The 21578-nt window shown below is 72.5% G+C and carries 16 protein-coding genes; 10 read left to right on the forward strand and 6 right to left on the reverse strand.

All coding sequences use genetic code 11. The features are described 5' to 3' along the window. Positions 1 to 98: 98 nt before the first annotated feature. Complete coding sequence (locus tag Q1K33_RS15535; protein ID WP_300405556.1) at positions 99 to 401, reverse strand: putative quinol monooxygenase; 303 nt, start codon at positions 399 to 401, stop codon at positions 99 to 101. A gap of 54 nt (positions 402 to 455) precedes the next feature. On the opposite strand from Q1K33_RS15535, the gene Q1K33_RS15540 reads away from it, so the two are divergent. Continuing rightward, positions 456 to 2450, forward strand: coding sequence for a M13-type metalloendopeptidase (locus tag Q1K33_RS15540; protein ID WP_300405558.1), 1995 nt, complete (start codon positions 456 to 458; stop codon positions 2448 to 2450). A gap of 76 nt (positions 2451 to 2526) precedes the next feature. Here the strand turns inward: Q1K33_RS15540 and Q1K33_RS15545 are convergent, their stop codons facing one another. Continuing rightward, entirely contained in the window at positions 2527 to 3036 is a 510-nt protein-coding gene (locus Q1K33_RS15545) for a hypothetical protein (RefSeq protein WP_300405560.1), read from the reverse strand. A 103-nt stretch (positions 3037 to 3139) separates the two neighbouring features. Here Q1K33_RS15545 and Q1K33_RS15550 point away from each other — a divergent pair, with 103 nt between their 5' ends. The 4 genes from Q1K33_RS15550 (at position 3140) to Q1K33_RS15565 (ending at position 8815) form a co-directional block, all read left to right on the forward strand. After that, positions 3140 to 4192 carry a helix-turn-helix transcriptional regulator gene (locus Q1K33_RS15550; protein WP_300405562.1) on the forward strand — a complete coding sequence of 351 codons (1053 nt, stop codon included), beginning with the start codon at positions 3140 to 3142 and terminating at the stop codon, positions 4190 to 4192. A 100-nt stretch (positions 4193 to 4292) separates the two neighbouring features. Then, the gene (locus Q1K33_RS15555; protein WP_300405564.1) at positions 4293 to 6407 is read left to right on the forward strand and encodes a DEAD/DEAH box helicase; all 2115 of its coding nucleotides are present in this window, start codon (positions 4293 to 4295) and stop codon (positions 6405 to 6407) included. 34 nt (positions 6408 to 6441) lie between these two features. Further along, complete coding sequence (locus tag Q1K33_RS15560; RefSeq protein ID WP_300405566.1) at positions 6442 to 7338, forward strand: LLM class flavin-dependent oxidoreductase; 897 nt, start codon at positions 6442 to 6444, stop codon at positions 7336 to 7338. 412 nt (positions 7339 to 7750) lie between these two features. Beyond that, entirely contained in the window at positions 7751 to 8815 is a 1065-nt protein-coding gene (locus Q1K33_RS15565; protein WP_300405568.1) for a hypothetical protein, read from the forward strand. 15 nt (positions 8816 to 8830) lie between these two features. Here Q1K33_RS15565 and Q1K33_RS15570 read toward each other — a convergent pair whose 3' ends face one another. Further along, entirely contained in the window at positions 8831 to 11266 is a 2436-nt protein-coding gene (locus Q1K33_RS15570; protein WP_300405570.1) for a putative Ig domain-containing protein, read from the reverse strand. 85 nt (positions 11267 to 11351) lie between these two features. Here Q1K33_RS15570 and Q1K33_RS15575 point away from each other — a divergent pair, with 85 nt between their 5' ends. From Q1K33_RS15575 to Q1K33_RS15585, 3 genes are read left to right on the forward strand one after another with little or no spacing between them, the layout of a single operon-like run. Next, the gene (locus tag Q1K33_RS15575; RefSeq protein WP_300405572.1) at positions 11352 to 12416 is read left to right on the forward strand and encodes a hypothetical protein; all 1065 of its coding nucleotides are present in this window, start codon (positions 11352 to 11354) and stop codon (positions 12414 to 12416) included. Between the two features lie 24 nt (positions 12417 to 12440). After that, positions 12441 to 15458 carry a DEAD/DEAH box helicase gene (locus Q1K33_RS15580; protein WP_300405574.1) on the forward strand — a complete coding sequence of 1006 codons (3018 nt, stop codon included), beginning with the start codon at positions 12441 to 12443 and terminating at the stop codon, positions 15456 to 15458. Beyond that, complete coding sequence (locus Q1K33_RS15585) at positions 15455 to 16183, forward strand: SWIM zinc finger family protein (RefSeq protein ID WP_300405576.1); 729 nt, start codon at positions 15455 to 15457, stop codon at positions 16181 to 16183. Before Q1K33_RS15580 ends, Q1K33_RS15585 begins: the two co-directional genes overlap by 4 nt. 34 nt (positions 16184 to 16217) lie before the next feature. On the opposite strand, the gene Q1K33_RS15590 is transcribed toward Q1K33_RS15585, so the two are convergent. Beyond that, positions 16218 to 16799: a TetR/AcrR family transcriptional regulator gene (locus Q1K33_RS15590; protein WP_300405578.1), complete on the reverse strand. Its 582-nt coding sequence runs from the start codon at positions 16797 to 16799 to the stop codon at positions 16218 to 16220. Positions 16800 to 16916: 117 nt separating this feature from the next. Here Q1K33_RS15590 and Q1K33_RS15595 point away from each other — a divergent pair, with 117 nt between their 5' ends. Next, a complete protein-coding gene (locus Q1K33_RS15595; protein ID WP_300405580.1) occupies positions 16917 to 17981 on the forward strand; it encodes a hypothetical protein in 1065 nt (354 codons plus the stop codon). Between the two features lie 61 nt (positions 17982 to 18042). Here the strand turns inward: Q1K33_RS15595 and Q1K33_RS15600 are convergent, their stop codons facing one another. Together Q1K33_RS15600 and Q1K33_RS15605 are read right to left on the reverse strand one after the other, a co-directional pair. Continuing rightward, positions 18043 to 19068: a hypothetical protein gene (locus Q1K33_RS15600; RefSeq protein WP_300405582.1), complete on the reverse strand. Its 1026-nt coding sequence runs from the start codon at positions 19066 to 19068 to the stop codon at positions 18043 to 18045. 83 nt (positions 19069 to 19151) lie between these two features. Continuing rightward, a complete protein-coding gene (locus Q1K33_RS15605; protein WP_300405584.1) occupies positions 19152 to 20687 on the reverse strand; it encodes an MFS transporter in 1536 nt (511 codons plus the stop codon). A 143-nt stretch (positions 20688 to 20830) separates the two neighbouring features. Between Q1K33_RS15605 and Q1K33_RS15610 the strand changes: the two genes are divergently transcribed. Further along, positions 20831 to 21511: a TetR/AcrR family transcriptional regulator gene (locus Q1K33_RS15610; protein WP_300405586.1), complete on the forward strand. Its 681-nt coding sequence runs from the start codon at positions 20831 to 20833 to the stop codon at positions 21509 to 21511. Positions 21512 to 21578: the final 67 nt, after the last annotated feature.

Consider the following 21578-nt stretch of genomic DNA (forward strand, 5'->3'; position numbering starts at 1 on the left):
CCTTGACGGCGAGACCCGGTCGACTACGCGCGCGGGCGCCACACCGACCACGAAGAACAGGTGACATCCGGGACGCCACCCAGCACCCCGGCGACGACTCAGAGCGCCGTCAGCGGGTGGATCGCCACCTCGCCCGCGAGCAGCGGGCCGGCGACCTCGAAGGCCTGGCCCACGTGGGGCTGCCCCATGTGGGCGTCGAGGTCGGCCTGGCTGGCCCACTCCTCGATCGTCACGAAGGTGCCCGGCGCGGCGGCCGACTCGTAGACCTCGTAGCCGAGGCAGCCCGCGTCGCCACGCGAGGAGGCGGCGAGCTCGGCGAGGGCCGGGGCGGCCTCGGCGGCGCGCTCCGGGTTGATCGGGATGGTCGCGATGACGCGCAACGGTGCGCTCTGGTCGGTCATGCCTGAACCGTAGTGCCACCGGGTTGGTGCACGGTGGGCCGTTAGGCTCGCGTCGTGAGCATTCTCGATGACGCCCGCGAGGGCATGAACCTCGACATCCGCCCCCAGGACGACCTCTTCGGCCACGTCAACGGGCGCTGGCTCGACGAGGTGGAGATCCCCGCCGACCGCTCCAGCTGGGGTCCGTTCGTGCAGCTCGCCGACGCGGCCGAGTCGCACGTGCGCGAGATCATCACCGAGCTCGGGGAGAAGGTTGCCTCGGGAGACTCCCTGGACGACGGGGCCGACACGGCCGACGCGGAGGACGCCCGCAAGATCGGGGACCTCTACGCCTCCTTCATGGACACCGACGCGATCGACGCGAAGGGCGCCGAGCCGCTGCGGCCGCTCATCGACGCGGTGGGCTCGTTGCGCGACGTACGCGACCTGGCAGCCTTCCTCGGGGAGTTCGAGAGGATCGGAGGTCACGGGATCTTCGGGTCCTACGTCGACACCGACGCGCGCAACTCCGACCGCTACCTGCTCCACCTCTTCCAGGGCGGCCTCGGGCTGCCGGACGAGTCCTACTACCGCGAGGACAAGTTCGCCGAGCAGCGCGACGCCTACGTCGCCTACCTCACGAAGCTGCTCGCCCTGGGTGGTCGGCTGGAGGACGAAGCCGCGTCGGAGGCTGCCGCGACCGTGCTCCGCATCGACGCCACGATCGCCGCCGGGCACTGGGAGCGGGCCGAGACCCGTGACGTGCAGAAGACCTACAACCTGATGACCCGCGACGAGCTGGTGGAGTTGTGTCCCACCTTCGACTGGGACGCCTACGCGACCAACCTCGCCGGTCCCGACGTCACCGCGGACGCGGTGATCGCCGAGGTGATCGTGGGTCAGCCGTCCTTCTTCGCGCACCTCTCGACGGTGCTGGCCGACGTGCCTCTCGAGGACCTCAAGTCGTGGCTGCTCAGCCACATCCTGCGTGCCAACGCCGCCTACCTGACCGACGACTTCGTCGAGACCAACTTCGACTTCTACGGACGCACCCTCAACGGCACCCCCGAGCTTCGCGAGCGCTGGAAGCGCGCCGTCTCGTTCGTGGAGGGCGCGATCGGTGAGGCGGTCGGCAAGGAGTACGTCGCGCGGCACTTCCCGCCCAGCTCCAAGGCACTGATGGACGAACTGGTCGCCAACCTCCTGGCCGCCTACCGGGTCTCGATCGAGGCACTGGACTGGATGACCCAGGAGACCAAGGAGCGGGCCTACGAGAAGCTGGAGACCTTCCGCCCCAAGATCGGCTACCCCGAGAAGTTCCGCGACTACTCGAAGCTGCCGGTGAGCAAGGACGACCTCCTCGGCAACGTCCACGCCGCCTCGGCGTTCGCCACCGACCGGGAGCTCGCGAAGATCGGCGCGCCGGTCGACCGCGACGAGTGGTTCATGCTGCCGCAGACTGTCAACGCCTACTACAACCCCGGCACCAACGAGATCTGCTTCCCGGCCGGGATCCTGCAGAAGCCCTTCTTCAGCCCCGATGCCGAGCCGGCCGAGAACTACGGCGGCATCGGCGCGGTCATCGGCCACGAGGTCGGGCACGGCTTCGACGACCAGGGCGCGCAGTACGACGGGCAGGGCAACCTCAACGACTGGTGGACCGCCGACGACAAGGCCGCCTTCGAGGTGAAGTCGAAGACCCTGATCGAGCAGTACGACGGGTTCTCGCCCCGGGCCCTGCCCGGCGAGAACGTCAACGGCGCCCTCACGGTCGGGGAGAACATCGGCGACCTGGGTGGCCTGACCATCGGCCACAAGGCCTACGTCATCAGCACCGACGGCGCCGCCAGCATCGAGGACCGCGAGAAGCTCTTCCTCAACTGGGCCTTCGTGTGGCGCACCAAGCGGCGCAAGGAGCAGGAGCAGCAGTACCTCACCATCGACCCGCACAGCCCGCCGGAGTTCCGCGCCAACATCGTGCGCAACCTCGACGAGTTCCACGAGGTCTTCGGGACCGCCGAGGGTGACGGTCTCTGGTTGGACCCGAGCGAGCGCGTGCGCATCTGGTAGGCGACCCACGCCGTACGGCATCACCAGCGGGCGAGGACCCGCGATGGTGCGCGCGAGGGGGCCCGAGTCAGGAGGCTCAGCAGCCGAGGGCCACGAGCACGGGGACGATGGAGACGAGTCCGTAGTCGCCCACCCGGTCGTCGAACCGACCCTCGCGGACGGCTGCGATGTCCTGCTCCAGGCGATCGAGCCCGTCGCGCAGCGTTCCGAAGACCTCTCCCTGGACGTCCTGGTGGGGACGGAAGAGCGCGACGTCTGCCTCCCGGGCCTCCAGGTCCCCGGGGCCGAACATCGACTCGACGGTCTCCTGGTCCTCCGCGACGGGCAACAGGTTGCCGAGGGTGACCAGGCGGGGGCGTGCCTCCAGCAGGGGCCGACACTCGTCGGCGCTGAGCGTGTCCGCGGCGGGGCTCGGCTCCGGCTCTTCGGGGACCCCGTCGTCCCCGGACGTGTCGACGTCGGCCACCACGGAGCCGGGCGTGCTCGAGGACTCGTCGGGGTCCGAGTCGCCCGAGGAGCACCCCACGACCACGAGGGCGGCGACGATGGCGGTGGCTGCGCGGGCGCGTCGAGATCGCGTCGGCATGGAGGCTCCCTGGGTGAGGTGGTGTGGTGACCTGCTCCGTCGAGGATGGGGGGATCGCCGGCGAGACGCCATGGGCCGATCGACGTATCGGTACCCTCCGTGGGTGGAACCGCTCGGCGCGACCGACGCGAACGCCGTGCTCGGCGCGGCCGATCGCCTGGCCTCGGCGACGCCACCGGACTTCGCCGACGCCTGCTCGCTGCTGAGCGAGCTGATCCCCTGCACCAGCGTGTCGTTCAACGACATGGCCCTGGCCTCGGGCGACTTCCGCTTCGTCATCGTGCCCGACACCAACGAGGCGACGGCTCGACGTCTCAAGCCCGCCTACGACCGCTACTTCCACCAGCACCCGCTGATCGCGCGGGCCCGGGAGGAGCCCGGCGCGCGAGCGCTGCGGTTCTGCGACGTGCCCGGGGGCGACGCGGTGATCGAGACGGACCTGTTCAAGCACTTCTACGAGCCGTTCGGCATCCGCTACCAGATGGTGCTGCAGCTGCCTGCTCCTCCCGACGTCGTCGTCGGGTACGCCCTGAATCGCAGCGAGAGCGAGGGCGAGTTCTCCGAGCGCGACGTCACCGTGTTCAGCGCGCTGGCGGCCTACCTCACGCTGCACCACCGCGTCGTGAAGGACCTCGCGCAGGCACAGGCGATGGCCGCCGAGGCAGAGCGGGACGGGTGGTTCGTGGTGATGGCTCGCTCCGACGGTGCGATCGAGCACTCGTCGGCCACCGCGGTCCATCGCGAGCTGGCTGAGGGTGGCCTGGTGCCTCCCGACGTCGCCGCTCTGCTCCCCGTCGGCGGGACGGCGACCGGACGGGCCGAGCAACACGACGTCCTGGTCGGCGAGGAGCGGTGGCGCTGCGTGGTCCAGCCGGTCGTGGTCGGCCCGACGGTCCTGCTGATGCGCCGGCTCGGCGGGGAGACCGCCGACGTGTCACCGCTCGTCGACCGGGGCCTGACCCCGCGCCAGGCAGAGGTCGCCCTGACGCTGGCCCGCACCGGGGCCACCAACTCCCAGCTGGCGCGCTCGCTGCGGATCTCCGAGGGGACCCTCAAGAAGCACCTGGAGGTGGTCTTCCGGGTGCTCGGGACCGAGAGCCGGGCGGCCGCCTCGGTGGCCGTGCGCGACCTCGTGGATCCACCTGGTCGGCGTTAGCCGCACCAGGCCGCGTGCTCGCAGGTGCGGCACGGCGGGCCGGCGGCGGGGCTGTGGAGGAGCCACCCCGCTCGTCGGCGGCCACTGGTAGACAGGCGGCATGAGCGCCACCACCGACCTCCCCAGCACCCCGACCGAGGTGCGCCGGCGAGCCGAGGAGCACCTGCAGGCCCTCGTCGGCTCGCCCGACGCCGCCCTGCGCGAGGACCAGTGGACCGCGATCGAGGCCCTGGCCGTCGCTCGTCGTCGCGCGCTCGTCGTCCAGCGCACGGGGTGGGGCAAGTCGGCGGTCTACTTCGTGGCCACCCTGCTGCTGCGCGAGCAGGGCGCCGGCCCGACGGTGATCGTCTCGCCGCTGCTCGCCCTGATGCGCAACCAGATCGAGGCCGCCCAGCGCGCCGGCATCCGGGCGGTGACGATCAACTCGACCAATCTCGAGCAGTGGGAGGAGACCCACCGCGCGATCAACGCCGGAGAGGTCGACGTCCTGCTCGTGAGCCCGGAGCGACTCAACAACCCCGGGTTCCGTGACGAGGTCCTGCCGCGGCTGGCCGCCACCTGTGGCCTGCTCGTGGTCGACGAGGCGCACTGCATCAGCGACTGGGGTCACGACTTCCGTCCCGACTACCGCCGCATCCGGACCCTTCTGGGCGAGCTTCCCGACGGGATCCCGGTCCTCGCGACGACGGCGACCGCCAACACCCGGGTGACGACCGACGTGTCCGAGCAGATGGGCTCCGACACCCTGGTGCTGCGCGGTTCTCTCGACCGCGAGTCCCTGCGTCTCGGTGTCGTGCGCCTGAGGACCGCACAACAGCGGCTCGCCTGGCTCGCCGACCACCTCGCCGAGCAGCCCGGCTCCGGCATCGTCTACTGCCTCACCGTCGCCGCGACCCAGGAGGTCGCCGACTACCTGCGCTCGCGTGGCCACGAGGTCGCCGCCTACTCGGGCCAGACCGAGACGACCGAGCGGCAGGCGCTCGAGGGCGCGTTGATCCGCGGCGAGGTGAAGGCCCTGGTGGCGACCAGCGCCCTCGGGATGGGCTTCGACGCCAAGCTCGGTTTCGTGGTCAACCTGGGGGCTCCCGGCTCCCCGGTCTCCTACTACCAGCAGGTCGGACGTGCCGGCCGCGGCGTCGACCCCGACCCGGGGGCGACCGTGGTCCTGCTGCCCGCGATCGAGGACCGCGACATCTGGGCCTACTTCGGTTCGCTGGCGTTCCCCGCCGAGGAGCAGGTGCGCCAGACCCTGGAGGTGCTCGCGAGCGAGGGCCGGGCGCTGAGCACCGCCAACCTGGAGACCCACGTCGAGCTCAGCCGCACCCGGCTGGAGCAGATGCTCAAGGTGCTCGACGTCGACGGAGCCGTACGCCGGGTCCGTGGCGGGTGGGAGGCCACCGGTCGTCCGTGGTCCTACGACGCCGAGCGCTATGCGCGCGTGCGCGAGGCCCGCGAGCGCGAGCAGCAGGCGATGCTGGACTACCTCTCCACCGACGCGTGCCGGATGCGCTACCTGCGCGAGCAGCTCGACGACCCCGACGCCGTCGACTGCGGGCGCTGCGACAACTGCGGCGGGCTGACCCTGGACGCGACGGTGTCGCAGGCCGCGGTGTCCGAGGCGGAGGAGCGGCTGGGCCGTCCCGGTGTCGTCGTCGACGCGCGCAAGATGTGGCCCAGTGGGCTCTCGTCGCTGGGCATCGGCCTCAGCGGCAAGATCAAGGCCGGCGCGAGCGAGGGACGTGCCGTGGCGCGGCTGACCGACCTGGGCCACGGGCAGGCGCTGCGCGAGCTCTTCCGGGACTCCACCCCCGACGGTCCGGTCCCCACCGGACTGGTCCGTGCCGTCGTCGAGGTGCTCGGTGACTGGCGGCCCCGGGTCGACGGGATCGTGGTCGTCGAGTCCGAGCGCCGAGGCGCGCTGACCGCCGACTTCGCCGACGGCCTCTCGCGCTACCTCAAGAAGCCGGTGCTCGGCCGCTACGCCATCGTCGACCCCGACGTCGCCCCCGGACAGGGCGCGATGAACTCCGCCCAGCGGGTGGCCGCCGTCGGGCGCCGCTACTCGCTCTCCCTCGACGAGGACGTCGCGGGACTCTCCGTGCTGCTCGTCGACGACCAGGTCGTCACCGGCTGGACGATGACCCGGGCCGCCCACGCGCTGCGCGACGCGGGCGCCGCGGCGGTCCTGCCGCTCGCGCTGGCGACCCAGTCCTGACCGACCGGGCCCCCAGCGAAGCTAGCCTCGCCTCATGCGCTTCGGCATCACGATCCTCACCGACCAGCCCTGGGCCGAGGCCCGCCCCCGGTGGGAGGCGTCCGAGGAGATGGGCTTCGACCACGCCTGGACCTACGACCACCTGGTGTGGGGCGGCCTGCCCGAGGCGCCGTGGACCACCGCCACCCCCGTGCTCGGCGCCGCCGCAGCGGTCACGTCGCGGATCGGGCTCGGCACCTTCGTCGCCTCACCCAACTTCCGGCACCCCTACCTGCTCTTCCGCGACGCCCAGGCGCTGGAGTCCATCAGCGACGGCCGGCTCCTGCTCGGCCTCGGCACGGGGGGCAACCTCGACGCCGACCTGCTCGCCACCGAGTCGCTGAGCCTGCGGGAGCGGGTCGACCGCTTCCAGGAGTTCGTCGACCTCCTGGTGCGCCTGCGCGACGAGGACCACGTCACCGCCGAGGGGCGCTGGTTCTCCACCGCCGATGCCCGCACCCTTCCTCCGTTGCGCCGTACGCCCTACCTGGTCGCCGCCAACGGCCCCCGTTCGCTGCGCTACGCGGCCCGGGTGGGGGACGGATGGGTGACGACCGGGCCGACGACGGGGCCGACGGGCAGCGTGGACGCGTGGTTCGACGGGCTGGCCGAGGCCCGCACGACCTTCGAGACCGAGCTCCTGGCGCAGGGGCGGGACCCGGGCGACGTGCCGCGCTACCTCAACCTCGACTCGGCCCCCCACCTCTCGGGTGCCGGTCGGATGTCGCTTTCCAGCGCCGACTTCTTCACCGAGCTCGTGGGCCGGGCCGGCGAGCTGGGGTTCACCGACGTGGTCACGCACTGGCCGCGCGAGGAGTCGCCGTACGCCGCCTCGACCGCGGTCCTCGAGGCCGTCGCCGGCGACGTGATGCCGGCGCTCCGCTCCGCCTGAGCCCCGGTAGAAAAGCAGAGCACCCCGGATCCGGCCTGCCCCCATGACGGGCCGGATGCGGGGTGACGTCCGCGTGCTGTGCCAGTGCTCCCGGCCTGCCCCCATGACGGGCCGGATGCGTCCTCCCCCCGTGAGGGGGTGGCTTCGAGGTGGTCAACGAGCGTGCCGGGGGAGGGTTACGGGCCGTTTCCGGTGGTCTGGTCCTGAGCGGGTGGGGCCATGCTTCCTGCCTCCCGCAACGCACCCACCGCCGAGCGTCGCGACTCGGCCGCCGTCGCCATCGGGGTCGCCTTCCTCGCCGCTGCCGTGGTGGTCGCGACCATCAACGGTCTCCACGACGGTGTCGCTCATCCGGCCCCTCATCCGGAGTCATGTCATGGACCAGAACTAGAACGTGTTCTAGCATCCGACCATGTCGTCGTCAGCTTCCGCGCCGCTGCGCGTCATCCAGTGGACCACCGGCAACATCGGGCGCCGCTCCCTGCGCGCGCTCATCGAGCGCCCCGAGATCGAGCTCGTCGGGGTCTACGCCCACGGCCAGGACAAGGTCGGCACGGACGCCGCCGAGCTCTGCGGCCTCGCCGATCCGCCCGCCGCCACGGGGGTCCTGGCGACCGACGACGTCGACGCCCTGATCGCGCTGCGCCCCGACGCCTGTTGCTACAACCCGCTGTGGCCCGACATCGACCACCTCGTGCGGCTGCTCGAGGCGGGCGTCAACGTCTGCTCCAGCGCAGCCTGGATCACCGGCGGCAAGCAGTCATCCGCCGACCTCGACCGGATCCGTACGGCGTGCGAGGCCGGCGGGTCGACGATGTTCGGCTCCGGAGCCCACCCCGGGATGACCAACTCGGTCGCCATGGTGCTCAGCGGCTCGTGCGAGCGCGTCGACGAGATCCGGATCACCGAGTCGGTCGACTGCTCGACCTACGAGTCGGCCGGGACCCAGATCGCGATGGGCTTCTCCCAGGACCCCGGGATGCCCGGACTCGCGGAGTCGGTGCGCCGCGAGAGCGAGGTGTTCGCCGAGTCCGCCGCGATGATGGCCGACGCACTCGGGGTGAGCCTGGACCGGATGAGCTTCGACGTCACCTTCACCGCGGCCACCGCCGACTCCGACCTCGGCTTCATGACGATCCCGGCCGGCACCGTCGGCGGCGTGATGGGGTGGCACCGCGGCTGGGTGGGTGAGCGCAACGTGGTCAGCGTCGGCTTCAACTGGACCATGGGCCAGCACGTCACCCCGCCCAAGGCGTTGCAGCACGGGCACGTCATCCAGGTCTTCGGCCTGCCCAACATGCGCACCGTGCTGCACTGCCTCCCGCCGGCCGACTGGACCGAGGAGGGCTTCATGGGACTCGGGATGATCTACACCGCCATGCCGGTCACCAACGCCATCGCCCACGTGGTCGCGGCGCGCCCCGGGATCGTCACGCTCGCCGACCTGCCGCCGATCACGGGCCGCGTCGCGCTGTAGGCGAGCGGGCCGCGATCAGTCGGTCCCGGCGACCACGACGTACGGCGTGGAGCGGTCGAGCCGGGTGCCGGTGCCGACCGCGCCGCGGTCGTTCTGTCCCCAGCAGGACCCGACGCCCTTGGGGCTGATGCCGCAGGTGGCGGCGCGACTGGTCGAGGCCTGGACGATGTGCTGCCACGACCCGGCGACCTGGACCGGCTCGGCCAGGCGCTCGGCGACTGGGTCCGAAGCCTGGCCACCGGTCCCGGTCCGGCCCTGTCGGTCGGCGCCCCAGCACCAGCCGGAGGAGTCGGTGCGCACCCCGCAGGTCGTCACCGCGCCCGAGACCTTTCGCGGGACGATCGTCGTCCACGTCCCGGCGAGCTGGAAGGGCGTCGCGGGATACACCCGCCGGTCACCGTCGCCCACCGCCCCGTCGGTGTCGTTGCCCCAGCACCAACCGGTCGCGTCGGTGCGCACGCCACACGTCGTCTGGCCAGAGGTCTCCAGGCTGCTCCACCTGCCCTCCAGGTCGTACGGCGAGGCGTGGTCCTCGCGGGTCCCGTCGCCGACGCCACCCGCGTAGTTGGCGCCCCAGCAGGCGGCCGAGTCGTCGGGGCGCAGCCCGCACGTCAGGCCACTGCCGTCCGGCGACGGGGTGATGGAGGTCCACGCACCCGGGAGCTGTGTCGGCGTCGCGGTGGCTTCGTACAAGGTGCCGGTGCCCAGGGACCCGTCGCGGTTCTCGCCCCAGCACCAGCCGGTCAGGTCGGTGCGCACCCCGCAGGTCATGCCCGCGTAGGGGCCGAGGTTGCTCGCGACGATCGACGTCCACGTCCCCTCGAGGCGAGCGGGGGCGACGCCGGTGACGGTGAGGCTGACCTGTCCGTTGCCCACCTGGCCGGTGTCGTTGGCTCCCCAGCACCAGCCGGTGCCGTCGAGCTCGATGGCGCAGTGGGTGTTGGCGTCGCCGAGCGGGAGCGCGCCGAAGCGACCGGGGATCTGGTGGGGCACCGGCTGCACGTCGTCCTGGCCGTCGATGCGCCCGCCCGAGCCGTCGCCCGACTCGGCGTAGCGGTCCCACCCCCAGCACCAGAGCGTGTCGTCGGTACGCAGCCCGCACACCGTGGTGCCGCCGATGGCGAGCGGACCCTCGTGGACGTCGATCTCCTTCCACGTCCCCGGAAGCCGTTGCGGGAGCGCGCGCGAGACCAGCTCGGGTCCGTCGCCGAGCGCGCCGAAGACGTCGGAGCCCCAGCAGAAGCCGCCACCGCGCAGGCTCACTCCGCAGGTGGTCGAGCCGTCGGTGTCGATCGACGACCAGCGGCCGTCGAGCCGCTGCGGGTGCGGGTCGGGCCGCCCGGCGCCCGTGGTGGCTCCGCCGTTGACGCCGCCCCAGCACCAGCCCCGATCGTCGAGCTGGATGCCGCACGTCACGCCGTTCACGCTCCGCAGCGAGGCCCAGCCGGTGCCGCCGTCGGCAACCACGACGATCTCGTCGTCGCGTGCGGTGACGCGTCCGGTGACCTCCGTGAAGCGCACGCGGAAGGTGGAGGTGCCGCTGCTCGAGGGCACCCCGATGACCAGCCCTGACGCGGGGTCGAGGGCGAGCCCGTCGGGCAGCGCCCCCCGCACGACCTGCCACCGGCCGACCCGAAGCTCCTGGAGCGTGGGCGCGTCGACGTACTCCTGATCCTGCTGCGCCGGCGCGAGGTCGGTGGTCATCACGGGGTCCGGGGTGGGCTGCACCCACATCTTGCGCTGCATCCACGCAGCGCGCCCCTCCTCGTCGACGACGCGGAACGTGGGGAACCGGAGCCCGTGGGGCCCGGTCGCCGCCCCGGCGAGCAGTCCGGTCCGCGGATCCAGGACGATCCCGTCGGGCAGCCGTCCGTGGTCCACCGACCACAGCAGACCATCATGTGGGGTGTCCTGGCTCAGGTCGACCAGGTAGGGCGTACCGATGGGAGACCTGGGCAGGCCCTGCCGCAGGGTGGCATCGAAGACCGGCGCCTGCGCGACCGCGCCGTAGACCAGGTGCTTGGCGGTGACGACGCGCTTCCAGCGCGGGTGCTCGGGGACCCGAGGCGCCACGCCGCGGAGCCGGTGGATCCCGATCCGCGCGGGGCTCCAGTCGAAGACTGCCCCCTTGATGCGGGTGGTGGTGCGCTCGATGGTGCGCCACCGTCCGTCGCGGCGCTCCTGGAGCCGGACGGGTCGCGCGGAGCCACGGCTGAGCCGGATCACGAGGTCGGCCGGATCGCCGATCGTGACCGAGGTCAGGGGCGAGAGCAGCCGGGCGGCGTGGTCCTCGTCCGCCCGCTTGGTCGGCGACGCAGCCAGGGACGTCGAGGTCGGTGCCTCGCCGGAGGCGGCGGGGGGTGTCGAGGCACCGGCGGTCGTGGTTGCCAGCAGTGGCAGCACGAGCGCTGAGGCGAGGCTGCGCCCGAGAGTGGAGCGACGAGGAATCACCGATACACGCTAGCGGGAGGGTCGGCCGCTGTCCGACGCTCCGCCCGCGCTCACCCGCTCGGGCGAGGGTGGAAGACTGCGCCGCATGGTCCGGCGCGTCTTCCTGCACATCGGCGCCCCCAAGACCGGCACCACGGCCCTCCAGACGCGCCTCCAAGGCAACGCCGCGACGCTTGTCGAGCGCGGCGTGCTCGTGCCGATGGGCGAGCAGGGCAGCGGCAAGCGTCCGGCCGGCCTGGTGCTCCGCGCTGCCCTCGAGCTGACCGGCGTCACCCTGGGGCAGCGGCCCGAAGCCCTGGTCGGGGAGTGGGACAGGCTGGTCGAGCAGGTCACCTCGACGCCGTACGAGACGACGGTCATCAGCCACGAGGCCTTCGTGCGCTGCGATGCGGCGACCGCCGCGACCGCCGTACGCGATCTGGGAGCCGGTGCCGAGGCCCACGTCGTCTACACGGCGCGCGACCTGGGACGCCAGCTCGTCTCGGGCTGGCTGGAAGGCCTCAAGAACGGCGGCGACGACGACCTGGCCACCCACCTGGCCCGGGCTCGCAGCGGCGACCTCCCGCTGCGCCACGCCTTCGACATCCCGCAGGTGCTCGGGCGCTGGCTCGACCACGTGCCCGCGGAGCGGATCCACCTGCTCACGGTCCCGCCGCCGGGAGGCGACCGCGACCTGCTGTGGCGGCGCTTCGCCGACCTGGTCGGCCTCGAGGACTCATGGGCGCCGGAGGCCGCGGGCCGGACCAACGAGTCGGTGGGCGTGCCCGAGGCCCAGCTGCTTCTCGCCCTCAACCGAGCCCTCGAGGGCTCCAGCAAGCGGGGGCGCCCGCACCACAAGCTCGTCCGACGCCACGTGGCCAGGGTCCTGGTCGGCCGCGACAGTCCACGGGTGGAGGTGCCACCCCAGGACGCCGCCTGGTTGCGTGCCGAGGTGGACCACTGGATCACGTGGACCACCGCGAGCGGGATCGACGTGGTCGGTGACCTCGACGAGCTCCGGCCGGTCCCCACGGACGCGGCGTCGTGGACCGACCCCGGCGTGCCGCACCCCGGCCTGACCGAGGCCGCCGTCGTGGCGCTGGCCTCGGTCGTCGCCGAGGTGGCCGGCGGCGATCGCCCCCGTGTGGGTACGGCGGGCCAGCGGAGCTAGGTTCGGACCCATGCGAGGGCGCCCGTGAGCTTCGTCCCGGTCACCGGCTCCGCCACCCTGCGCGCGGCCCACCCGCCGCGCGACAGCGTGGTGGCCTTCAGCGACGCCCGACGCACGATCGAGCTGCCGATCAAGGCAGCCCTGCCGGTCCTGACGAAGGCACGCGGTCGCGAGGACGTGCACCCCAGCGTGGGCCTGCTCTCCGCCGCCGTGATGCTCGGCATGCGCCTCGTGGCGGCCGGCAAGTTCGAGCCCGTCGACGGGGGCGGCAGCTGGCGAGTCGCTCCCCTGGACGCTGACGACGACGAACGCGTCACCCTGCTCGCCGCCTCCCGCGCCCACGACGGCCTCGACGCGGCCGCGGCCGAGGAGCTGGTCCGGCGCGTGCTCGACGCCGTGGCCGACGCGATGCCCCGCAGCGTGCCGGTGACCACTCGCCGTACGACGTCGCAGGGCGCGGGGCAGCGTGCGACTCGCGACCGTGCCGGGGGCCGGGACGACGGCGACGGCTCGCGCTTCGCCGACCGCCTCCAGGCCAGGATCCAGCGACACCGCTCGACCGCCGCGTCCGACGGTGGCGCGGGCAGCGCGGGCAGCACGGGCAGCGCGGGCAGCGCGGGCAGCGGGTCCGGCACCGAGGGGACCGACCGTGACCTGCCGCAGCTGGTCCGGCTGTCCCTGCGCGTGGAGGCCGACGAGGAGGAGCTGGTGGCGGGCTCCATCCGCATCGTCCTCCAGGCCCACGACGAGCTCGACCCGCTGCACGTCTGCGACGCCGCGCTCCTCTATGCCGACTCCCCCACGTCACCCGAGCCCCCCGGGAGCGGCGGGCACGGGTTCGGCTCCCGGGCCCGCACCCATGCCAGCATCGCCCTGCGCGCGGCGGCCGACGCCTGGCCGGTCCTCGACCGCCTGCTGGCGCTGCGGGTGCCCGACGAGATCAGCCTCGACGCCGACGAGCTGGTCAGCCTCCTCGACGGCGGTGTCGAGGCGCTCAAGCGGATCGGGGTCGACGTGCTGTGGCCCAAGAGCCTCGGCCGCGACCTGACGTCGACGGCCGTCCTGGACTCCCACCGCCCCGATCGGGCGCGCGACCCGCAGGCCGCGGCCCTCGGGGCGGTCCGCGAGGAGCCGCTGCAGGAGCCGTTGCTCGGCAGCGACGCGCTCTTCAGCTTCCGCTGGCAGATGGCGTTGCACGGCGACGACCTGACGGCTGAGGAGATGGACCAGCTCGCGCGAGCCGCGTCTCCGGTCCTCAGGCTGCGCGGCAGCTGGATGGTGGTCGACCCGGCCACGGCGCGGAAGGCGAAGAAGCGGCTGATCCGCACCGTGAAGCCCGCGCAGGCGATCGCCGCCGCACTCACCGGCGCGGTCGAGCCGGCCGCCCCCGGGGACGATGCCGGCGCCGAGCACGCCGTGGTGCTCGGAGCCTCCTTGCTGAAGGTGCGCGAGCGCCTGCTCAGTGCCGCCACCCGAGACCCCGTCGAACCACCCGAGGGCCTGCACGCCCACCTGCGCGACTACCAGCGCCACGGGCTGACCTGGCTCGCCGACCTGACCGACCTCGGGCTGGGGGCCTGCCTGGCCGACGACATGGGCCTGGGCAAGACCATCACGGTGATCGCGCTGCACCTGCACCGTGCCGCGGCCGCCGCCGCCTCCGGGGGACCGGTGCGACCCACCCTGGTGGTGTGCCCGGCGAGCCTGCTGGGCAACTGGGAGGCCGAGATCCGCCGCTTCGCGCCCGGGGTCGACGTACGACGCTTCCACGGCACCCGACGCGACCTGGGTGACCTCCTCGGCCCGAGCGGACCCGAGGAGCCGGCGCTGCTCGACCTCGACGCGGGTGGCGACCCCGGGTTCGTGCTCACCACCTACGGCACGATGCGTGTCGACAAGGAGTCCCTCACGCGGGTCGGCTGGGGCCTGGTCGTGGCCGACGAGGCCCAGCACGTCAAGAACCCGGCCTCCTCGACCGCCCGCGCCCTGCGCGCCGTCCCGAGCGCGGCCCGGGTCGCGCTGACCGGCACCCCGGTGGAGAACAACCTCACCGAGCTGTGGGCCATCCTCGACTGGGCGATCCCGGGGCTGCTCGGCAGCCGCAACGCCTTCCGCAAGGTCTGGGCGGGTCCGATCGAGTCTGGGCTCGAGCCCACCAAGGCCCGCCAGTTCGCCGACCTGATCGAGCCGTTCCTGCTGCGTCGTCGCAAGTCCGACCCCGGCATCGCCCCGGAGCTGCCGGCCAAGACCGAGACCGACCACCCCCTGAGCCTGACCCGCGAGCAGACGGTCCTCTACGAGGCCTTCGTGCGCGAGACGATGGAGCGCATCGAGCGCTCCGACCCCGACGCGCGACGCGGCCTGGTCCTCGCGCTGCTCACCGGGCTGAAGCAGATCTGCAACCACCCGGCACAGTTCCTCAAGCAGTCCGGCGCGGTCCGGCTGGGTGGTCGCTCGGAGAAGCTCGACCTCCTCGACGAGATCCTGAGCACCGTGATGACCGAGGACGGCGCCGCCCTGGTCTTCACCCAGTACGTCGCGATGGGGCGCCTGCTCTCCGACCACTTCGCCGCGGCCGGCATCGCCCACCAGTTCCTGCACGGCTCCACGCCGGTGCGCGAGCGCGAGGCGATGGTGGCCCGGTTCCAGCAGGCGGGCGATGGCGCCACCACCCCCGGCGGGCCGGCCGCGGTACCGGTCTTCCTGCTCTCCCTCAAGGCCGGCGGCACCGGCCTCAACCTCACCCGGGCCGACCACGTCATCCACGTCGACCGCTGGTGGAACCCCGCCGTGGAGGAGCAGGCCACCGACCGCGCCTACCGGATCGGGCAGACCCGACCGGTCCAGGTGCACCGGATGATCATGCGCGGCACGATCGAGGAGAAGGTCGCCGAGCTGCTCGGCCGCAAGCGCGCGCTGGCCGACGCCGTGCTCGGCAGCGGCGAGGCCGCGCTGACCGAGCTGAGCAACGACGAGCTGCGCGACCTGGTGACCCTGCGCCGCGAGCCCGACGGGCGTCCCGGCGGGGCGTCGGACCGGTGAGCGCAGCGCAGCACGTCGAGGTCATCTCCCACCCGCCGATCCCCGTGCGCCGCGGAGCCGCCCGGTCGACCACGTGGTGGGGCAAGGCGTGGGTGCGGGCGGTGGAGGAGGCGGCCTACGCCGACACGGACCTGCGCGCGGCGCGGGCCCTCTCCCGCCAGGCGGCGGTGGGCGGCATCTCCCTGGATCGCGGCCGCCTGGTGGCGGCGGTCGCCGACGGTCACGGACTGTGGACGGTCGACTGCCGGATCCCGGTGGTGGACCAGATCGCCACGGAGGCCCTGGTCGAGGTCGTGGCAGCGGAGGCGGGCCGGATCGGCGCCCTGCTCGCCGGCGACCTGCCGCACGCCCTGGTCGAGCACGCCGACGAGGCGGGCGTCGAGCTGCTGCCCTTCGGCGGCGAGCTCGAGACCTCGTGCACCTGCGACGCGTGGGTCGATCCGTGCCCCCATGCCCTGGCGGTGCTCTACCAGGCGGCGTGGCTCGTCGACGCGACCCCGCTCCTCCTCCTGCACCTGCGCGGACTGCCGCGCGACGAGCTGCTGGCCCGCCTGCACGCGCGCACGGTCGAGGCCGAGGCCTCCGGAGAGCAGCGCTCGTCCGAGGACGACGACCCCGTCGGTCACGACGAGGCGAGCATGGACGCGGCACTGGACGCCGCCCGTCGAGCCGCAAGCCTCCTGGCCCTGATCGAGGACGGTGCGCCGATCGACCATCTCTGGTGAGCCTGAATCCGGGGTGGGGGCTCGTGCCTCGCCGCTATGCCCGGCCGGGCAGGCCGAGCGCGCGTGCGGCCATCAGTGCGAGCAGCGTGCGCATCTCCGCCTCGGGGAGCAGGCCGCTGTGCGGGGTGGAGTTGATCAGTCCGAACGTCGCGTGCGCCCGCGCCTGGGAGTCGGCGACGCCCACGTCCGGGTCGACGAGTCGCAGCTGGTCGGCCCAGAGGTCGACGTACTCCCGCTGCAGCGTGCGCACCCGGTCGCGCGCCGTGTCGGGCAGGCTCGACCAGTCTCGGTCCTGCACGATGATCAGCGCCTGGTGGTGCAACGCGAAGTCGACGTGCCAGTCGACGAGACGCCGTACGGCGTCCGCCGGACCGGACGCAGCGCGCACCCGGTCCTGACCGACGGCGAGGAGGCGCTCGCTGATCGAGACCAGCATCTCGGCGAGGATCTGGTCCTTTGCGGCGAAGTGCTTGTAGAGGGCCGGACCCGAGATGCCGCAGGCGGCTCCGATGTCGACCACCGAGACGCCGTGGAAGCCGCGGCGCGCGAACAGCGTCGCTGCCGTCTCCAGGATCTGCTCACGCCGGGTCTGGGCCTCGGCACCGGATCCCGTCATCCGCCCAGGTTAGCGAGCGTTAACCCTCCGTCGGAAGGGCGTGGCGAAGGTAAAGGTTCTGGCCGGTTGTCGGCAGGTGGTTCCGGTGGAGGACGCGTGTCCCTAGGTTCGAGGACTATGACCACCCCCCGCCTCGTCCGTGTCCGACGCACCGCCGGTCTGATGACCGCCTGCGGTGCCCTCCTGGCGAGTGGCCTCAGCGCTGCTCCCGACGCTCGCGCCGTCGCGAGCGAGGCCGAGTGGGAGATCGAGCTCGACGCCTACAGCTTCAACCCGACGACCTGGGACAACTGCACGGTCGTGGGGGAGGAGACCGACGAGAGCGGCCCGCTCGCGCCCGGCGAGCTGGTGTCCCGCTCGACGGGCGGAACGTTCGAGATCACCAACCCCGGCGATCCCACCGACACCCAGTCGTTCTCCGGCGGGGCATCGTCGCGGTGGAAGGTCCGCGACGCCGGCGGGTCCTTCCGGGACTACGAGTTCTCGTCGCAGGGCACTCTCGAGGGCGAGGCAGCACTCGGCGAGGCGACCGAGTGCCAGAGCTCGGTGGACGTCTCGTCGTACGGCGAGGGCGTGGGCGACGCACCCGCGGCCGGGTTCCTCGAGCTGAGCCTGGAGACCACGCAGGACATGTCGGCCGCGATGGCCTTCGACCAGCCGAGCACCGGTGGAGCCTCGGTGTCCTCGGGACCGGGTGGCATCTTCAAGCGCCTCGGAGGCACCGGTTCGGCGCGCGCGTTCGTCGAGGCCGGAGAGTTCTACTTCTTCTCCTACACCGAGCTGCGAGCCGAGATCTACGAGGAGGACGGCGAGATCATGACGCGACGTGCCGAGGGCTCGGCGTCCGTCGGTGGCACGGCGACGGGCCTGTTGACCTTCATCGCGGCAGGCTCCCCGGTCTCCGCCGCGAGCGGGGCCGCGAAGAAGTACGTCTCGCTGAACGCGCGCACGTGCGGCAACGACAAGGTCGTCACGAAGCTCAAGAAGAAGGCGAAGAAGGCCGCCAAGGTGACCTACACCGTCAACGGCGATCGCGCCGAGGTCGTCAAGAAGCCGAAGAAGGGCACCGTCAAGCTCGGCGGCCTCGACCCGGCCGCCGAGGTGACCGTCAAGGCCGCGGTCAAGCTGAAGAAGGGCGGCACCAAGACCGTCACCCGCAGCTACGTGGCCTGCACCGGCTGACCGGCGACGACCGTCCTCGAGCCTCGTCCGCCGACCGGGAGCGGCGCCGCAGCGCGCGGCGTCACTCCCGGCAGGCGACGTAGTCGCGCGAGGTGGTGAGGACCTTGCCGTTCTTGCGGGTGATGATCGCCCGCGCCGTGACGGCCTGGGTGGCCGGCAGCCTGCGCACGACGACCTTCTTGCCCTTCTGGGGACGCTTGACGGTGACCGGCCGCTTGCCGTCGACCTGGACGACGACCTGACGTGCCCGGCGTGCCTTGCGCTTGAGCTTGGTGGTCAGGGTGGCCGCCGAGCAGGAGCGGGCGCCGGGCAGCTTGACGGTCGACCGACCGTTGCCGGTGGCCTTGCCCAGCGATCCGCCGAGTCGGGCATAGGTCCCGACGAACTCCACCGTGCCGACCGCACGCGTGGGGGAGCCGGCGCCCTCGGGGCGCCGCACCACCGCCTCGACCTGGAGGTCGACCCGGTGCTCACCGGGGTCGAGGTGGACGTCGTAGGTCAGCAGGCCCGCGGGGTTGTTGCCCAGCAGCACGTCACCGGTGGGCCCGCGCATCGTAGCCAGGTAGAAGAGGCCACCCGGCGAGTCGACGGTGAGTCGCAGGAAACCGCGCCGGTACTGGCCGGTGAAGGACGTCGCGGCCCGGCTGAGCGCCTGGTAGTCGCAGTCGCCGGCAGCACCCTTGGTGGAGGTGCTGGTCGTGCTGACGTCGCCCAGGAACCAGAAGGAGCGCACGGCACCGGCCGACTGCTTCACCGCCGCGGTCCCCTTGCCACGCACGACGAAGTCGGCGGAGTCGGACGGGTCGGTGGGCGAGGTGAGGGTCACCTCGGCGGAGTTGAGCACGGAGACCGACGTGCCGTCAGCTGTCAGCGGCTCGGTCTCGGAGAAGGACCCGCCAACCGACTCGCAGGGCTCGCCGGTCGAGTCCGCGTCACCGCGGGCGAGCACGTCGGCGAAGAGGAAACCCTCGGTGCCGGCCGCGGTGGAGGTGGCGGGACCGGCGGCACTCAGCGCCGACCCGAGCAGACCGATGGCGCACACCGCGGCCACGCGTGCGCGCGCTCGCGTCCCGAGAGGAGGACTCATGGGCAGAGTGTAGGCACGCCGGGCACCGCTGTCCGTGCAGCGCAGCGCGACGTCACCGCCGGTCAGCGGGACGGGCCCGGAGCTCACACCCGCTCGGGTGCCGGCTCCTCGAGAGGCGCGCCCAGCGGCTGGTAGCGGTTGCCGGGCAGCGCGACGAGCGCGGCCAGGGAACCGAACAGGCACAGCGAGCCGATCACCAGACAGCCGACGGTGGTGCCGTCGATGAACGCGCTCTGCATCGCCTCGGTGAGGCCCGGCACGGACGTGCCCAGGGCGTCGGCAACACCGACCGACTCCTGCGCCGCGGCGAGCTGACCCGGCTCCAGCCGGTCGCCGACCAGGGAGGCGAGCGAGTCGCCGTACACGGAGGCGAACAGGGAGCCGATCACCGCGACCCCGAGCGTGCCGCCGAGCTCGCGGGTGGCGTCGTTGACCGCTGAGCCGACGCCTGCGCGCGCCGGTGGCAGCACCTGGAGGATCGACTCGGTGGCGGTGGTGGAGACCAGGCCGAGGCCGAGGCCCATCAGGATCATCTGGGGCACGATCGTGGCGGGGTACGACGAGTCGACCTCGATGTCGGCGATCCAGAGGAACGAGGAGCCGAGCATCGCGAGTCCCGCGGCGACGACGGCCTTGCTGCCCAGGCGCGGGGCGATCAGGCCGCCCACGATCGAGGCGATCGCGATGCAGATCGCCACGGGCAGGATGCGGGCGCCGGTGCCCAGCGCGGAGTAGTCGCGGACGAACTGGAAGAACTGGGTGATCAGGAAGATGAACCCGAAGAGGGAGAAGAACGCGATCGTCACCGCCCCGCTGGCGGCGCTGAAGCGTCGGTCGAGGAAGAGGGTGACGTCGAGCATCGGGTGCTCCACGGCCCGCTCGATGCTGACGAAGACGGCGATCAGGACGGCTGCCGCGACGAAACCGAGGACCGTGTGGCCGCTGGACCAGCCGTGGCCGGGCGCCTCGATGATCGTGTAGGTCAGGGTGCCGAGCGCGGCGATCGAGACGCCGAGGCCGGGGAGGTCGAGGCGCGGCACGGACGGGTCGCGGGACTCCGGCACGAAGCGCAGGGTCATCGCGATCGTCAGGACCGCGACGGGCACCAGGGCCCAGAAGACGCTGTGCCACGTGAAGTGCTGCAGCAGCGCCCCACCGGTGACCGGCCCGAGTGCCACTCCCATGCCGACGGCCGCGCCCCACGCGCCGAGGGCTGCGGCGCGCTCGCGTCGCTCGGTGAAGGTGTTGGAGATGATCGACAGCGTCGTCGGGAAGATCAGGGCGGCGAAGAAGCCCATCACGAAGCGCAGCGCGATGAGGGCGCCACTGCTGTCGACCAGGGCGGCGACACCGGTGCTGATCGCGAAGCCGGTCAACCCGACGAGGAGCGCGGGTCGCCGGCCGAGCTTGTCGGACAGGCTGCCCATCGCGAGGACGAGGGCTGCGAAGGCGAGGTTGTAGCCGTCGACGATCCACAGCAGGTCGCGGGTGTCGGCGTCGAGCTCGCGGGCCAGGCTCGGCAGCGCGATGTTGACGATGGTGGTGTCGAGGTTGATGGTCAGCGCGGCCAGGCAGACGGTGACCAGGACCAGCGGCTTGCTCACCGGGGTGTGGCTCATGGCGGGGCATCCTTCGGAGGGGTCGGGGGGGGGTCGGAGCGGCACGCGCGGCACGAGGCGGCATGTGGGCGCCGTCAACATCAGGATGCGGCGGGAAGTGGGCGGTGTCAACATGCAGGTCGAGATCGGCTACTGTCGACGTCATGTCCACCCCGCCAGCCGCCGCGAGCTACCACCACGGCAACCTGCGGGAGGCCCTCATCGAGGCGGCGATCGACGTCGCTCGTGAGCGGGGGCCGGACGGCCTGGCCCTGCGCGACCTGGCTCGCCGGGTCGGGGTCTCGCACAACGCGGCCTACCGGCACTTCGCCGATCGCGACGCCCTGGTCGACGAGGTCGCCGGGCGCGGCCTGGCCGCCCTGACGGCCGCGATGCAGGCGCGCCTCGCGGTCGCCGAGCGGGTCGTCGACCCGGTGCTGCGGGCCCGGAGTCGGCTGGCTGCTGCCGGACACGGGTACGTCGACTTCGCCCTGGCCGAGCCGGGCCTGTTCAAGGTGCTGTTCACCTCCTACCCGACCCCGCCCGATGGGGCGGTGGGAGCAGACGGCGCGACCGAGCAGGACCCGTTCGTGATGCTCAACGCGTGCCTGGACGACCTGGTGAGCGTCGGGTTCCTCGCCGCTGCGGCGAGGGTGCACGCCGAGATCACCTGTTGGTCGACGGTGCACGGATTCGCCGTCCTGCACGTCGAGGGTCCGATGCGCACGGCCTCCCCCGCCGATCGCGAGGCGGCCCTGGTCGTCACGCTCACCGCCATCGATCGGGGGTACGCCGCGTCGACCGGCGCCGTCGTCGCGCCCGGCGAGCTGTTCGCGGAGGCGTGAGGTGCCAGCGGTGGGCAGGTCACCACGGATCCGCCGCGGCTGCTGCGCTCGCCCGCCACGGCTGCCC

It is taken from the genome of Nocardioides sp., from assembly GCF_029937575.1.
GTDB lineage: Bacteria > Actinomycetota > Actinomycetes > Propionibacteriales > Nocardioidaceae > Nocardioides.

Bases quoted from the DNA above. Each gene is read 5' to 3' on its own strand.
- Q1K33_RS15575 (WP_300405572.1), top strand. From the start codon at position 11,352: ATGGTCCGGCGCGTCTTCCTGCACATCGGCGCCCCCAAGACCGGCACC.
- Q1K33_RS15605 (WP_300405584.1), bottom strand. From the start codon at position 20,687: ATGAGCCACACCCCGGTGAGCAAGCCGCTGGTCCTGGTCACCGTCTGC.
- Q1K33_RS15610 (WP_300405586.1), top strand. From the start codon at position 20,831: ATGTCCACCCCGCCAGCCGCCGCGAGCTACCACCACGGCAACCTGCGG.
- Q1K33_RS15565 (WP_300405568.1), top strand. From the start codon at position 7,751: ATGTCGTCGTCAGCTTCCGCGCCGCTGCGCGTCATCCAGTGGACCACC.
- Q1K33_RS15545 (WP_300405560.1), bottom strand. From the start codon at position 3,036: ATGCCGACGCGATCTCGACGCGCCCGCGCAGCCACCGCCATCGTCGCC.
- Q1K33_RS15560 (WP_300405566.1), top strand. From the start codon at position 6,442: ATGCGCTTCGGCATCACGATCCTCACCGACCAGCCCTGGGCCGAGGCC.
- Q1K33_RS15535 (WP_300405556.1), bottom strand. From the start codon at position 401: ATGACCGACCAGAGCGCACCGTTGCGCGTCATCGCGACCATCCCGATC.
- Q1K33_RS15600 (WP_300405582.1), bottom strand. From the start codon at position 19,068: ATGAGTCCTCCTCTCGGGACGCGAGCGCGCGCACGCGTGGCCGCGGTG.
- Q1K33_RS15555 (WP_300405564.1), top strand. From the start codon at position 4,293: ATGAGCGCCACCACCGACCTCCCCAGCACCCCGACCGAGGTGCGCCGG.
- Q1K33_RS15590 (WP_300405578.1), bottom strand. From the start codon at position 16,799: ATGACGGGATCCGGTGCCGAGGCCCAGACCCGGCGTGAGCAGATCCTG.
- Q1K33_RS15595 (WP_300405580.1), top strand. From the start codon at position 16,917: ATGACCACCCCCCGCCTCGTCCGTGTCCGACGCACCGCCGGTCTGATG.